Below are 13,998 nucleotides of genomic sequence, written 5' to 3'. Positions count from 1 at the left end.
GCTAGTAGAACGGCATGACAATAATGAACCGGACTGAAGAAAAACTCGCCGCCCTGAACCAGCCCAAGCCCTGGTCCGGTGTCAATGCCTACCGATCCGACCCGCTTCTCGTCGATCTGACCTCCACGCTCGCCCGCTCGCTTCGCGACGAATATGACGTGGTCGGCAAGTATGTGACCTCGCCCGAGGCGCAGGAACTGGCCCGCATGGCCAATGCCAGCCCACCGCAATTGCGCACCCATGGCGTGCGCGGCGAGCGGCTGGATGTCACCGAGTACCATCCGGCCTATCACGCCCTGATGCGCCGCTCCATGTCGTCGGGCCTGCATTGCTCTGTCTGGGAAAACCAGACGGATGCCCGGGGCCATGAACACAAGGCGCGCGCCGTCCGCTTCTTTTTGACCGCCCAGCTCGAAAGCGGCCATCTCTGCCCGCTGACCATGACCAGCGCCTCCGTGGCAGCTCTCGTTGCGTCGCCGGCAGTGCAGAAGGAATGGACGCCGAAGATCCTGTCGCGCAAATACGATTCGGCCAACAAGCCGCCAATGCAAAAGAGTGCCGTGACCATTGGCATGGGCATGACCGAAAAGCAGGGCGGCACCGATGTGCGCGCCAATGTGACCGGCGGCGAACGGGTAGGCGAGGGCATCTACCGTCTGTCCGGCCACAAGTGGTTCATGTCGGCGCCGATGAGCGACGGCTTCGTCATGCTGGCCCAGACCAAGGACGGCATGGGCTGCTTCCTCGTGCCGCGTCTCCTCGAGGATGGTTCGGCCAACGGTCTGGAATTCCAGCGTCTGAAGGACAAGATCGGCAACCGTTCGAATGCCTCTGCCGAAGTCGAGTTCGATGAGGCCTTCGGCTTCCTGCTCGGCACGCCGGGTGACGGCGTCCGCACCATTCTCGATATGGTGACGCTGACCCGTCTCGATTGCGCGCTGGCATCTGCCGGCATGATGCGTGCCTCGATGGCCGAAGCGGTGCATCATGTGCGCGGCCGTACCGTCTTCGGCAAGAAGCTGATCGACCAGCCGCTGATGACACGCGTCCTGGCCGACATGGCTTTGGATGTGGCCGCAGCCACGGCGCTCGCCTTCCGCCTGGCCGACAGCTTCGACCGTGCCCGCGAAAATCCGGTGGACGCGGCCTATGCCCGTGTCATGACACCGGTGGTCAAATACTGGATCTGCAAGATCGCCCCCGGCTTGATCTATGAGGCGATGGAATCGATCGGTGGCAGCGGTTATGTCGAGGAGCGTCCGATTGCCCGCCACTACCGCGAGGCACCGGTCAATGCGATCTGGGAAGGCTCCGGCAACGTGATGGCGCTCGACGTGCTGCGTGTGCTCAATCGCGGCAAGGATTTGTTCGAGACGCTGTTTGCCGGGCTTGAACGCGATCTCGGCGCATCGGGCAAGAAGACTGTCGAAGTCCTGCGTGCGGCGACGGCTCTGGCGGAACGCGACGAGGGCGCCGGTCGCCTGCTGATCGAACAGCTGGCGCTGGCTGCCGGTGCGGCCGAGCTATATCGCCTCGGCGCCGGCAAGATCGCCGATGCGTTTCTGGAAACCCGCCTGGCCGGCGGCTGGCGTCACACCTACGGTGTTCTCGACGCACGTTTCGATGCCCGCTACGTGCTGGACCTGCTTTATCCCGCCGCCACCTGAGCGACGAGATAGAGTACGGCTGGAATGGTGAAGAAGGCGGCCACCGTCTGCACGGTGGCCGCTGCCGCATAAAGCTCGGCGTCGCCGCCCATCTGCTTGGCCAGCACATAGCCGTTCATCGCCGTCGGCACGGCGGCACCGAGAGCCATCATCACCACCGTTTCGCCGCTGAGGCCAAAGGCCAGTGCCAGTCCGACGGAAACCACCGGAAACAGGATCAGCTTGAGGAAGACCGAGAGGATCACAGCCGGCTGCGGCTTCAGCGCATCCTGGATGCGAAGCCCCGCACCGACATTGATCAGGCCGAGGCTGAGCGAGGAGCCGGCGATCAGATCGACCGTGGTCATCAGCGGATCGTAGATCCGGATCCCGAGCACATTGACGAGAACGCCCAGCGCCGAGCCGATGATGATCGGATTGGTGATGATTCGCAGTGCAAACGCCTTGAAACTGCGACCGCGGCCGGAAAACCACACCATGATGCCGACATTGATCAGGTTGAGCGGCACGATGATCGCCGCCATGATCACCGCAATTACTGCAAGTCCAGAGGGACCGGCCAGCTTTTCGCCGATGGCAAGCGCCATGAAGCCGTTCCAGCGGGTCGCCGTCTGGAAGATCGAGGTATAGGCAGGGGCGCCCATGCCCTTGTTGCGAAGAAGCGGCCACAATGCCAGGGAAACGCCCGACATGACCCCGACCGCCAGCAGCGAGACAAGGCTGATGCTGCCGCTGTTCATCGCTGAAAAATTGGTCGTGGCCAATGTCTCGAAAAGCAGCGCCGGAAACAGCACATAGTAGCCGAACTGTTCCAGCCCGCCCCAGAAGCTGTCGTTGATCAGCGGCGTTCGCTTCAGCACGACACCGATCAGGACCAGCAGGAAGATCGGCAGGATGCTCTCGAAGATGATCAGCATGAAAAAGTCCGGCGGCGAAGAATGGGAGCGCAACCGTTAAAGCGCGGGGCCTTGGCTTGCAACCGCTGAAACAGGGAGAGGGCGCTCGCCCGCCAACTCCTTGCGCTGACTTATCCCCAACGTCCGTTAACCTTAACAAAGGGTTTACGTTGCGCCGCGCGATCGAACGCTGCAACTTTGCCACGGGACAGACGTTAAAGGGCAGGGCAGTGACGGGTGACGCGTCGGTACGACTGATCATGACCATCATGATGATGGTCTTCTTTGCGGGACTGGCGCTCGATATTGCCGTTCCTGCGGTCGCGCTGACGTTGATGGCGACATTGAAGTGGCTGGTGGAAAACTGGCCGGCGGCGAATGATTCGCCGTCTATGCGAAAGGCAGAAACGGCATGAAGACATTCCTGCTTTTGTGGGCCATGCCCATAGTGCTTCTGGGCACCTGGTACAGTCTGTCCTACTACGACATGAGCTTCGGCATCTTCATGCTGACCCGTCAGGCGCATGAACTGGTCTTCCAGATCTACGGCAATGTTCTGGGTATTCCGCCGGAAACCATTCCGCCGCTGGTCATGCGCGCGATCGTGGTCGACAGCGCCGTGCTGTTTGCCATCATCGGCTTTCGCCGCCGCAAGAAGATCATCGCCTGGTGGAAGGCCCGTCAGGAAAAATCGGCACCACTTTCGTCAGAAGCGCGGGCGAGCATGGACAGCCTGTCCAGCGCTCCTTGAAGAATGAAGCTGGCGGCGGCCGAATCGATCCGCTCCTTGCGCTTGGCGCGTGACACATCCATTTCCAGAAGCGCCCGCTGGGCAGCCACGGTGGACAGCCGCTCATCCCAGAAGATGAAGGGGATCTCGGTCTTCTGCGCCATTGTGCGGACAAAGGCTCGTGTTGCCTGAACGCGCGGCCCCGAGGAGCCGTCCATATTCGTCGGCAGGCCGATGACGAAGGCCGCGATCTTTTCCTTTTCGGCAAATGCCAGCAGAACCACCGCATCCTGGGTGAATTTCGTCCGGTGAATGACCGGACGCGGCGTGGCAAAGCGCCGGCCCAGATCCGATGCCGAAAGACCGATTGTCTTGGTCCCGAGATCGAGACCGGCTATGGCCTGGTTTGGCAGCAGGCGTTCGGCGAGCTCCTCAAGGGTCAGCACAAACATTTTGTTTTCCGTGTTTCCGGGGATCAACTACTTTCCGTCAAGCGCTTATGCCATATCTGCTGGCTGGGAAACCCCTTATCCCTTTCTGCCCATTGCGAGGATACTTACATGAAAATCACCTGGCTCGGCCATTCGGCTTTCCGTCTCGACACGTCCAAGGCCAGCATCCTGATCGATCCGTTTCTGACCGGCAATCCGGGTTTTGCCGGTATCGATGCCAAGGATACCGCATCCGGCATCACCCATATTCTCCTGACGCATGGCCACGGTGACCATGTCGGCGATACCATCAAGCTGGCCAAGGACACCGGCGCCACCGTGCTCGCCAATGCCGATCTCGCTGCCTGGCTCGGCTCCAAGGGCGTCGACAAGCTCGAGATGGGCAACACCGGCGGCACCGTGCATTTCGAGGGCTTTTCCGCCACCTTCACCAATGCCCTGCACTCGTCGGCACAGCTGACCGAGGATGGCGTCTCCCATTCCCTCGGCAGTGCCAACGGTCTGATGCTGCATTTCGACGGCGATGCGTCGCTGCTGCATATGGGTGATACCGACATCTTCTCGGACATGAAGCTGATCAACGAGTTGCATCAGCCGGATATCGGGCTCGTTCCGATCGGCGACCGTTTCACCATGGGCGGCGCGGTTGCGGCACTCGCCTGCCAGCGCTTCTTCGACTTCAAGACGGCCATCCCCTGTCACTACGGCAGCTTCCCGATCATCGATCAGACGCCGGAGAAATTCGTCGCCGGCATGGAAGGCACGCGGACCAAGGTTGTCACGCCTTCGGCCGGTCTTGCTCTCCAGCTCTGACAAATCCCCGTTGCGCCCGCGCTTGACGGCCATTATAGCGAAGAAAACAGCTTATCTGGAGAATGCCGATGTCCGTTGATCTCGCAACCGTCAAGCGCGTGGCCCGCCTTGCCCGCATCGCCGTCAGCGAAGAGGAAGCCCAGCGCATGACCGGCGAACTGAACGGCATTCTCGGGTTTGTCGAGCTTCTGTCCGAAGTCGATGTCACCGGTGTCGAGCCCATGACATCGGTAACGCCAATGGCGATGAAGAAGCGCCATGACGTCGTCACCGACGGCGACAAGGCCGACGCGATCGTCGCCAATGCGCCGCAGACCGACCGCAATTTCTTCATGGTGCCGAAGGTCGTCGAATAAGCGCTGGCCTCGTCTGCCGCTTGTCCGATGCCGCATCCTCTCCCTTTTGCGCCCGTCCGGGGCGCTGACAGTCTGAAGTGAACCGACCATGACCGAACTGACCAGCCTCACCATCGCCGAAGCCCGCGCCAAACTGGCCGCGAAGGAGATCAAGGCCGTCGAGCTGACGCAGGCCTATATCCAGGCAATCGAGGCCGCCAACACTGAAATCAACGCCTATGTCACGGTAACGCCAGAGATCGCGCTCGACATGGCCAAGGCCTCGGATGCCCGCATCGCCGACGGCAAGGCCGGCAGCCTCGAAGGCATCCCGCTCGGCGTCAAGGATCTGTTCGCCACCAAGGGTGTTCACACCCAGGCCTGCAGCCATATCCTCGACGGCTTCAAGCCGGAATATGAATCGACCGTCACCCAGAACCTGTGGGATGCGGGCGCCGTCATGCTCGGCAAGCTGAACATGGACGAATTCGCCATGGGTTCGTCGAACGAAAGCTCCTATTACGGCCCGGTCGTCAATCCGTGGAAGGCCAAGGGCTCCGATGAAAAGCTGGTGCCCGGCGGTTCGTCCGGCGGTTCGGCTGCAGCCGTTGCCGCCCATCTGTGCGCTGGTGCCACGGCCACCGATACCGGCGGTTCGATCCGCCAGCCGGCCGCCTTCACCGGCACAGTCGGCATCAAGCCGACCTATGGCCGCGTGTCGCGCTGGGGCGTCGTCGCCTTCGCCTCGTCGCTGGACCAGGCCGGCCCGATCGCCCGCGACGTGCGCGATGCCGCAATCCTCTTGAAGTCCATGGCCAGCGTCGATGCCAAGGATACGACCTCGATCGACTTGCCGGTGCCGGATTATGAAGCAGCCCTCGGCCAGTCGTTGAAGGGCATGAAGATCGGCATTCCGAAGGAATACCGCGTCGAAGGCATGTCGGACGAGATCGAAAAGCTCTGGGCCCAGGGCATTGCCTGGCTGAAGGATGCTGGCGCCGAGATCGTCGATATCTCGCTGCCGCACACCAAATACGCCCTGCCGGCCTATTACATCGTCGCACCTGCCGAAGCCTCGTCGAACCTCGCCCGTTACGACGGCGTGCGTTACGGCCTGCGCGTCGACGGCAAGGACATTGCCGACATGTACGAGAAGACCCGCGCCGAAGGCTTCGGCAAGGAAGTCAAGCGCCGCATCATGGTCGGCACCTATGTTCTGTCGGCTGGCTACTACGATGCATATTATCTGCAGGCGCAGAAGGTTCGCACGCTGATCAAGCGTGACTTCGAGACCGTGTTCAACGCCGGCGTCGATGCGATCCTCGCACCGATCACCCCGTCTTCGGCATTTGCCATCGGCGACAAGGAACTGGCAGCCGACCCGGTCAAGATGTATCTGCAGGACGTCTTCACCATCACGCTGAACATGGCCGGCCTGCCGGGCATATCGGTTCCGGCCGGTCTCGATTCCAAGGGCCTGCCGCTCGGTCTGCAGGTCATCGGCAAGCCGTTCGACGAGGAAACCCTGTTCAGGACCGCCCATGTCATCGAACAGGCTGCGGGCACGTTCACACCGGCGAAGTGGTGGTAAGTAAGGTCCTGATTCGGCCGATGACCTTCGCCGACGCCCAAAGCGTCGGCGAAGTGGGTTTTGCGGCCTGGTCCGCCAATCCGGTTCTGAACAGATTCGGCGTTGAGATGTCGGAACGCGTTCACCAAGCCTTCCAGGATTTCCCGGCAGATAATGTCGCGGCAATTGTCGTGGCTTTATCGGATGGCAAAATCGTCGGCTGGACGGCTTGCGACGGCGATCCCGACTATATTTCAGATCTTTGGGTGGCGCCTGACCGTCAAGGGCAGGGCGTTGGACTGGCCTTGCTCGAGCATGCCTTCACCCTGATGAAGCATGAAGGCATCAAGATAGCGCGCATCGCCACCCATGCCGGCAACAGCGGCGCGATCCGCCTCTATGAACGCTGCGGCTTCATCCTTGTCTGGCGCGGCATGGAGCGATCACTGGCGATGCAAATGGATGTCGAGAAGGTTCGGCTGGAGAAGTCGCTTTAGACTCACTCTTCAGGCATTGCAGGCGAATCAGCTTCAGCCAGATGCGTGCGCACCGATATCCTGTCGTGAATCAGGCTCTCAGCGGAGCCCTCCAGGGTGCTGAATTTATTTGATATTATTGAAGATTGGCTTGGCGACACAGCAGCCACTGGAAAATCTCAAGTTGTGATGGTCTACTATCACCAACAATCGGAGCGTCGATGATCACCATCCGGAGCGCAAGGCTGGAAGAAGCGGATCTGCTGGCCGAGATCGGTGTCCGCGCCTGGGAAAAGGCGATGATCCCGGTTGGCGACACACGGTCGATGGTCGACAATGCCCGCGCCTCCTTCCGGCATTTTACCCATCAGGGATGGGTGACGATCATGGTGGCCGACAGGGGTGGCTTTGCTGCCGGATGGGCCGCCCGTGAGGATTTCGACGAGAACATCACCGACTTCTGGATCGATCCGGAGCAACAGCGCCTTGGGCTGGGATCTGCCCTGCTGGAGGCGGTCGAGGCCGAGATCGTGCGGCAGGGCTTCGACAAGGCCAGCCTTCAGACCCATGCCATGAACAGCGAAGCGATCGGCTTCTTCGAAAAACACGGCTATGCGGTGAACTGGCTGACCATTGCCTACAACCCGAAACTCGACCGCGACGTGCAGTCTGTCGGCCTGTCGAAGCAGTTGGTGGCGGTGGAGCCACTGGGTTACGGGCAGGAGTTCTAGAGCCGGAGAGTCATTTCAACCAGATGTCCTGCTGCCGCGAACACCTGTTCCGGTACCAGCAGCAGGATCAGCCCGAACGCTGACTGCAGGACGAACAGGGTCGGCAACAGCAGGCGAAACGGCGGCTTGCGCGTCTTGTGTCGCAGCAGGCGCTGGCAGAGAAACGCGCCAAATCCGCCACCAGCGACGGCGAGGCCGATCAGCGTGCTTTCCCGGATCCGCCATCCGCCTTGGCGTGCAGAAAATTTGTCAAAGGCGTAGATGCAGAACACCACGACATTGTAGAGCGCCGCGATTGCGGCAACGGTGAGGATTGTCTCGCTTGGCATGGCCGGCAGTTTAATCGACCACGGTTAAGCGATTTCTTCCATCGCAATGCCATTGTCCCGAGACAGGTCGGACGTCACAAGCCTTGCACCGTCGGCCCATTTGCTCTACCTCACGAGCCTATAAACCCACGCATGACACGAGCATCCGATGACCCTGGTAGACACGCGCACACCCGATCCCAAACGCTTCATCCCCGGCGCCACAGGCGACTGGGAAATCGTCATCGGCATGGAAGTCCATGCCCAGGTGACGAGCAATTCCAAGCTGTTTTCGGGTGCGTCGACAGTGTTCGGCAATGCGCCGAATTCCAACGTCTCGCTGGTCGACGCCGCCATGCCCGGTATGCTGCCCGTGATCAACGAGGAATGCGTCGCGCAGGCTGTGCGCACCGGCCTCGGCCTGAAGGCCCAGATCAACAAGCGCTCGATCTTCGACCGCAAGAACTATTTCTATCCCGACCTGCCGCAGGGCTACCAGATCTCGCAGTTCAAGGATCCGATCGTCGGCGAAGGCAAGATCATCATCTCGCTCGGCCCGGACCGCCAGGGGCAGTTCGAGGATATCGAGATCGGCATCGAGCGCCTGCATCTGGAACAGGACGCCGGCAAGTCGATGCATGACCAGCATCCGACCATGTCCTATGTCGACCTGAACCGCTCTGGCGTTGCCCTGATGGAAATCGTCTCGAAGCCCGACATGCGCTCCTCGGACGAGGCCAAAGCCTACATGACCAAGCTGCGCTCGATCGTGCGTTATCTCGGCACCTGCGACGGCAACATGGACGAAGGCTCGATGCGCGCCGACGTCAACGTCTCGGTGCGCAAGCCGGGCGGCGAATTCGGCACGCGCTGCGAAATCAAGAACGTCAACTCGATCCGCTTTATCGGCCAGGCGATCGAATACGAGGCCCGTCGCCAGATCGCGATCATCGAGGATGGCGGTACGATCGATCAGGAAACCCGCCTCTTCGATCCGGGCAAGGGCGAGACGCGTTCGATGCGCTCCAAGGAAGATGCGCATGACTATCGCTACTTCCCCGATCCGGACCTGCTGCCGCTCGAATTCGACGATGCCTTCATCGAGGCGATGCGCAAGGACCTGCCCGAACTGCCGGACGACAAGAAGGCCCGCTTTGTCACTGAGCTCGGCCTGTCGGTCTATGACGCCTCGGTTCTGGTCTCGGAAAAGGCGATTGCCGATTATTTCGAGGCCGTAGCCGATGGCCGCGATGGCAAGATCGCCGCCAACTGGGTCATCAACGACCTGCTGGGCGCCTTGAACAAAGCTGGCAAAGGCATTGAAGAGACTCCGGTTTCCCCCGCTCAGCTCGGCGGCATCATCGAACTGATCAAGGCCGAGACCATTTCCGGCAAGATCGCCAAGGACCTGTTCGAGATCGTCTTCAACGAAGGCGGCGACCCGGCCGAAATCGTCGAGAGCCGTGGCATGAAGCAGGTGACCGACACCGGCGCCATCGAAAAGGCCGTCGACGAGATCATCGCTGCCAACCCGGATCAGGTCGCCAAGGTGCTGGCCAAGCCGACGCTGGCCGGCTGGTTCGTCGGTCAGGTGATGAAGTCCACCGGTGGCAAGGCCAACCCGCAGGCGGTCCAGGCGCTGGTCAAGGCCAAGCTCGGCATCGTCGAGGAGTAGGCCGTTGTATTTCGTCCGCACCGCCGGTGAAGCCGATATCCAGTCGCTGCGGTCGCTGCTCGAAACGACCTTTCACGCAACCTATGACGCGGTCTATGGGCCGGCCAAGGTCAAGGAACTGATCGACAGCTGGCATTCGCCCGCAGCGCTCAAGGCGCGGGTGAACCAGAAGGGCGGCGAGTTCCTCGTTGCCGATAATGGCAAGCGCATTGGCGGCATGGCCTTTGCCGCCATGTCGGACAAGCTGGCAAAGACGGCCATGCTCTACCAGCTCTACGTTCACCCCGATTGCCAGCGCCAGGGCATCGGTCGCGATCTGTTTGCCGAAATCGAGAGCTGCTTTCCCGATGCCGAGATCATGCGGCTCGAGGTCGAGCCGAAAAACCTCGGTGCCGTCGCCTTCTACGAGGCACACGGTTTTGTCGAAGTCGACCGGACGAAGAATTGCGGCGGCCCCAATAGCGGCATCGAAGCGCTGATCATGGAAAAGCCACTGCTGTAATCGGCTTTCGGCTCTTGCCCGTCATCAATCTGTCGCGAACCGCACCGTAGCTCTGCGCGTCTTGAAAAGATCAGGAGGAACAGTGCGTGCAGGATAAAGATGTGCAGATCCGCGTCGCCCGGCCGGACGACGTAGCAGAGATTGCCGCGCTGTTTGCCGACGACGCATTGGGCGGGCATGGCGATACCACCGACCCGCAGGCTTTGCCGGACTATCTTGCAGCCTTTGCCCGCATCGCCGCCTCGCCGAACGAAACGCTGTACGTGGCCGAGAGGGACGGCGAAGTCGTCGGCACCTTCCAGACCATGGTCACAACCACGATGACCGCGCGCGGATCATCGTCGATGATCATCGAAGCGGTCCAGACACGGGCCGATTGCCGCGGGCAGGGGATCGGTGCGGCCATGATCGCGTTTGCCGTCGAGCGCGCCCGCGCCGAGCACATGCGCCTCGTTCAGCTGACCTCCAATGCGGCACGCACAGATGCCCACCGCTTCTACGCGCGGCTCGGTTTTGCGCCGAGCCACCTGGGGTTCAAGTTGAAGCTGAAATGACGGGGTGCGACCGCGAATCACTGGACAAGCGAAAGGCAAGGCGGCATAAGCAAGAAGATATTATGCGGTGCCGCCTATGTTCAGAGCGCCCGTATATTGGGCTTCGGCTGAAATCCAAGGACACGACATGAAGCAGTTTCTGTTGCAAATTTTCACCTGGTGGAATGGTCAGACCATGGGTACCCGCTTCTTCACCTGGCGCAACGGCAAGCGCGTCGGCGAAGACGAAGCAGGCAACGTCTATTATGAAGGCGGCACCACCTCGTTCGGTCTTCCGCGCCGCTGGGTGATCTACAAGGGTTATGCCGACGCGTCGAAAATTCCGGCCGGCTGGCACGGCTGGATGCACTACCGCACCGACGTCGCCCCGCCGAGTGACAATTACAAGCCGGCCGATTGGCAGCTCCCGCATCGCGAGAACCTGACCGGCACCTCTGCCGCCTATCGTCCGCCGGGTTCGATCGCCGTTGCCGGCGAGCGTCCGCGTGTCACCGGTGACTACGACGCCTGGACGCCCGGCAACTGATCAGCCGGCCAGAAATACCCGATTTGGCCATAATTCGGCGTTAGGGCCTCTCTCGTGAGGCCCTTGTCGTATCCGGGCCTGAGATGAATTGACTGTGAAAGAACGGCAGATGAAGCTTCCGGAACGAAACAGCGCTTTCCCCGCGATGGCTCTTCCGGCCTTGGGCATGGCAATTCTGACGGCCGTCCTGGCCTCGACATTGACACCGGCCCATGCCGCGCGCCTCGAAAATCCCGTTGCCGAGTTTGCCGGCATCGACAAGATCACCGGCCGCATCACCAGCTTCGATGTCTATGTCAACGAGACCGTGCAGTTCGGCGCGCTTCAGGTCACGCCGAAGGTCTGCTATTCGCGCGACGAGACCGAGGCCCAGAAGATCGACGCTTTTGTCGAGGTCGACGAAATCACCCTCGACCGCAAGATCCGCCGCATCTTTTCCGGCTGGATGTTTGCCGACAGCCCGGCGCTGAACGCCGTCGAACACGCGATCTATGACGTCTGGCTGACCGGCTGCAAGGCGAGCTCGGAAGTTCCGGCCCCCCTCGGCGTCAAAGCCGTTCAGGCGGCCCCCGAACCGGTCAAGGCGGTCCAAACGCCGGCACCCGATGCAGCCCCCACTCAGCCCGCCGGCGATGCAGGCACCGCCACCTCGACACAGCCCGCAACGCCAGAGCCCGCACCGGTGGAGCCTGCACAGGCCGCTGTCCCGCCGCTGGACGCGCCGCAGGAGATCCCCGATGAGACCCTTGGCGGAACCCTGCCGCCAGCCGATTTCCCGCAGGACAGTGCTCCCGTGTTGCAGGGACAGACGCCGCAGCCTCCCATCCTGACACCGCCTGCAGGCGCCGGGCTTTACTAGGCAGTCTTCTCTCTCCTTTGGAGGGTAAGATGGCCGGCAGGCCGGCAGGTCAGGGACACTGTTTAATCCGCCGCCGCTCTGCTCTCGGACAGATGCCCGCCTGCCGGAAAGCTCGGACGTGGGGGCGGTACCTCCACCGACGCTTAGCGATTGACATGTCAGGCAATTGAGAACAGGAAGAGAACGAACAGGAGTTCTCCACCATGTCCCTCTCCGAAAAATTCATCGTCCTTCCCTTCAAGAAGAACCGCGGCAATGTCGTGCCCGGCGAGATGCGCCAGGCCTCCAGCGCCGCCTCTGCCGAAAAGATCGCCACCGCCATGTCCGCCCGCCACCTCGGCGTCGCCGCCTATTCCATCCAGGTCGACGAGGAAAGCGGCGACATGACCAGCCCCAAACTGATCATCGCGTTTGGCGAGACAGCGGATTTGACGACCAATTGAGGGGTTTTCGGGGGCATCGATAGTCCCCTCCCAAACCCTCCCCACAAGGGGGAGGGCTTAACCCGGCCGCGCCCTTTTCCGCATGATCTGACGTTCCGTATGGAGCAGGCGCTAACCGCGAGTCCTCTCCCCCCTTGTGGGGGAGATGGCCGGCAGGCCAGAGAGGGTCTTATGCCCCATGCACTCTCCCGCCATTTATTTGTTTGAGGACTAACAGCTTTGAATTGCAATAAGCTCGTCCAGGCGACTATAGCGGCAGGATTGTCGAGGGCTTGGAAGTTGGGTGCCGCAGCGAATGCTGATTGCCGTCCTACAGGGGCAGAAGGAGGAGATAGATGCGGCCTGACGAATACTGGAAAAACTTCAACCTTGGCACCGAGCTCGACATCGCCGGACGATTCCTGTTCAACGGGCTGCAGGCTTTTCACGAAATGGATCATTTCGCTGCCGAGGAGGACGCCTTCGAGGTTTTGTACTCAGTGGCGGTCGGCGTGGAGCGCCTATTGAAGATCGCGGTTATATTGACCGAGCACGATAGCGCAGTCGACCAAGACGCCTTCGAGAAGAGCCTCATCACCCATGAGCACCAGGAGCTTGTCCGGCGGTTGAAGGCCAAGCACGACCTCAAGTTTTCCGCGCGGGAAAACGAATTCATCGCTCTCCTGGGTCGGTTCTATAAGTCACAGCGCTACGGCCGCTACAGCCTTAAATCTGTGTTTAAGTCTGCCCAAGAGCGCAAGGAACTTGTCAATTTCCTCGAAAAGCACCTCGACATTAAGATTGATGTCAGTGGTTTGCTGACAATCACGCGGAACGAGCGCAAGCACCGCGAGCTCATAGGCAGGGTCGTGTCAAAGATCGTCAACCCGGTGCACCAAATCGTGGAGGACGAAGCCAGAAGGCTTAATATCTACACATATGAGATCGACTACCGGTCGAAGGCGTCGAAGATTTTCCTGAGCAAGAAGTTTGATTTCGAGGGCGAGGACATACTGCAGGCCGAACTGATTGCCTATTTTCTCTCACGCGAAGCCTGCGGTCCGAACGCCCGGTTGATTCGCGATCTCATACAACCTCTGCAGTTCGATCCAGCTCTTGAGGGCGAATATCTGGCAGCGCTCCGGTCCGACAGAAAAAAGATCACAGTGCTCGACGAACTCGAGTCGCATTATGCAGACATCACGAACTTCATAGAACGTCGCGCTCTTCTGGAACACTCCGTGCGGGAAAACCTGGACTATGGCGAGGAAGACGGAGACATTGACGATTGTGGTGACGATGATGACATATAGTTCGTCTTCATGGGCCTTTAGCGGAGATCCCGGCCCGGAAGCGTACTGTCAATTTCCTACCCTTCCTGAGACGCAGGTGTCGCCGTGGCAACCCAACTGCTTGCATGATCGCGAACTGATGGAATGAACGATCGAAACGAAGGCGCAATCCCACCACCCCCTCAAAACC

The 13,998-nt window shown here is 60.7% G+C and carries 17 protein-coding genes and 1 pseudogene; 15 read left to right on the top strand and 3 right to left on the bottom strand.

The window, feature by feature from the left end:
* Positions 1–14: 14 nt before the first annotated feature.
* Entirely contained in the window at positions 15–1,667 is a 1,653-nt protein-coding gene (locus GVK95_RS24510) for an acyl-CoA dehydrogenase family protein (protein WP_159953302.1), read from the top strand.
* Here GVK95_RS24510 and GVK95_RS24505 read toward each other — a convergent pair.
* The gene (locus GVK95_RS24505; RefSeq protein ID WP_159953301.1) at positions 1,649–2,584 is read right to left on the bottom strand and encodes an AEC family transporter; all 936 of its coding nucleotides are present in this window, start codon (positions 2,582–2,584) and stop codon (positions 1,649–1,651) included. The two genes, GVK95_RS24510 and GVK95_RS24505, sit on opposite strands and share 19 nt — an antisense overlap.
* 209 nt (positions 2,585–2,793) lie before the next feature.
* Here GVK95_RS24505 and GVK95_RS24500 point away from each other — a divergent pair, with 209 nt between their 5' ends.
* Together GVK95_RS24500 and GVK95_RS24495 are read left to right on the top strand one after the other, a co-directional pair.
* Entirely contained in the window at positions 2,794–2,979 is a 186-nt protein-coding gene (locus GVK95_RS24500; protein ID WP_244618885.1) for a hypothetical protein, read from the top strand.
* Positions 2,976–3,314 carry a DUF6105 family protein gene (locus tag GVK95_RS24495; protein ID WP_159953299.1) on the top strand — a complete coding sequence of 113 codons (339 nt, stop codon included), beginning with the start codon at positions 2,976–2,978 and terminating at the stop codon, positions 3,312–3,314. The genes GVK95_RS24500 and GVK95_RS24495 overlap by 4 nt, the downstream gene beginning before the upstream one ends.
* On the opposite strand, the gene ruvX is transcribed toward GVK95_RS24495, so the two are convergent.
* Complete coding sequence (ruvX, locus tag GVK95_RS24490; protein WP_159953298.1) at positions 3,245–3,745, bottom strand: Holliday junction resolvase RuvX; 501 nt, start codon at positions 3,743–3,745, stop codon at positions 3,245–3,247. The two genes, GVK95_RS24495 and ruvX, sit on opposite strands and share 70 nt — an antisense overlap.
* Positions 3,746–3,853: 108 nt before the next feature.
* On the opposite strand from ruvX, the gene GVK95_RS24485 reads away from it, so the two are divergent.
* From GVK95_RS24485 to GVK95_RS24465, 5 genes are all read left to right on the top strand, one after another.
* Positions 3,854–4,558 carry a metal-dependent hydrolase gene (locus tag GVK95_RS24485; protein WP_159953297.1) on the top strand — a complete coding sequence of 235 codons (705 nt, stop codon included), beginning with the start codon at positions 3,854–3,856 and terminating at the stop codon, positions 4,556–4,558.
* Between the two features lie 68 nt (positions 4,559–4,626).
* Positions 4,627–4,914, top strand: a complete 288-nt coding sequence (gene gatC, locus GVK95_RS24480; protein ID WP_159953296.1) for an Asp-tRNA(Asn)/Glu-tRNA(Gln) amidotransferase subunit GatC — start codon at positions 4,627–4,629, stop codon at positions 4,912–4,914.
* Positions 4,915–5,002: 88 nt separating this feature from the next.
* Positions 5,003–6,484: an Asp-tRNA(Asn)/Glu-tRNA(Gln) amidotransferase subunit GatA gene (gene gatA, locus GVK95_RS24475; protein WP_159953295.1), complete on the top strand. Its 1,482-nt coding sequence runs from the start codon at positions 5,003–5,005 to the stop codon at positions 6,482–6,484.
* The gene (locus GVK95_RS24470) at positions 6,475–6,960 is read left to right on the top strand and encodes a GNAT family N-acetyltransferase (RefSeq protein WP_159953294.1); all 486 of its coding nucleotides are present in this window, start codon (positions 6,475–6,477) and stop codon (positions 6,958–6,960) included. Before gatA ends, GVK95_RS24470 begins: the two co-directional genes overlap by 10 nt.
* 200 nt (positions 6,961–7,160) lie before the next feature.
* The gene (locus GVK95_RS24465; RefSeq protein ID WP_159953293.1) at positions 7,161–7,670 is read left to right on the top strand and encodes a GNAT family N-acetyltransferase; all 510 of its coding nucleotides are present in this window, start codon (positions 7,161–7,163) and stop codon (positions 7,668–7,670) included.
* Here the strand turns inward: GVK95_RS24465 and GVK95_RS24460 are convergent.
* Complete coding sequence (locus GVK95_RS24460) at positions 7,667–7,999, bottom strand: DUF1294 domain-containing protein (RefSeq protein WP_159953292.1); 333 nt, start codon at positions 7,997–7,999, stop codon at positions 7,667–7,669. The two genes, GVK95_RS24465 and GVK95_RS24460, sit on opposite strands and share 4 nt — an antisense overlap.
* A 148-nt stretch (positions 8,000–8,147) precedes the next feature.
* Here GVK95_RS24460 and gatB point away from each other — a divergent pair, with 148 nt between their 5' ends.
* The 7 genes and pseudogenes from gatB (at position 8,148) to GVK95_RS24425 (ending at position 13,829) form a co-directional block, all read left to right on the top strand.
* The gene (gene gatB / locus GVK95_RS24455; RefSeq protein WP_159953291.1) at positions 8,148–9,653 is read left to right on the top strand and encodes an Asp-tRNA(Asn)/Glu-tRNA(Gln) amidotransferase subunit GatB; all 1,506 of its coding nucleotides are present in this window, start codon (positions 8,148–8,150) and stop codon (positions 9,651–9,653) included.
* A 4-nt stretch (positions 9,654–9,657) separates the two neighbouring features.
* The gene (locus GVK95_RS24450) at positions 9,658–10,155 is read left to right on the top strand and encodes a GNAT family N-acetyltransferase (RefSeq protein WP_159953290.1); all 498 of its coding nucleotides are present in this window, start codon (positions 9,658–9,660) and stop codon (positions 10,153–10,155) included.
* Positions 10,156–10,241: 86 nt separating this feature from the next.
* Positions 10,242–10,709, top strand: coding sequence for a GNAT family N-acetyltransferase (locus GVK95_RS24445; protein ID WP_159953289.1), 468 nt, complete (start codon positions 10,242–10,244; stop codon positions 10,707–10,709).
* 127 nt (positions 10,710–10,836) lie between these two features.
* Positions 10,837–11,235 carry an NADH:ubiquinone oxidoreductase subunit NDUFA12 gene (locus GVK95_RS24440; protein WP_159953288.1) on the top strand — a complete coding sequence of 133 codons (399 nt, stop codon included), beginning with the start codon at positions 10,837–10,839 and terminating at the stop codon, positions 11,233–11,235.
* A 145-nt stretch (positions 11,236–11,380) separates the two neighbouring features.
* A pseudogene (locus GVK95_RS25350) lies at positions 11,381–11,791 on the top strand (DUF2155 domain-containing protein); the annotation flags it as partial.
* Positions 11,792–12,297: 506 nt separating this feature from the next.
* Positions 12,298–12,537 (top strand): hypothetical protein, encoded by a 240-nt coding sequence (locus GVK95_RS24430; protein WP_007599287.1) that lies wholly within the window; start codon positions 12,298–12,300, stop codon positions 12,535–12,537.
* Positions 12,538–12,872: 335 nt separating this feature from the next.
* A complete protein-coding gene (locus GVK95_RS24425; RefSeq protein WP_159953287.1) occupies positions 12,873–13,829 on the top strand; it encodes a hypothetical protein in 957 nt (318 codons plus the stop codon).
* The last annotated feature ends 169 nt before the right edge of the window (positions 13,830–13,998 follow it).

The sequence above is a fragment of the Rhizobium sp. 18065 genome, from assembly GCF_902706095.1.
GTDB lineage: Bacteria > Pseudomonadota > Alphaproteobacteria > Rhizobiales > Rhizobiaceae > Allorhizobium.
The sequence above is the reverse complement of the archived record's forward strand: the minus strand, read 5'-3'. Positions and strand labels throughout refer to the sequence as shown.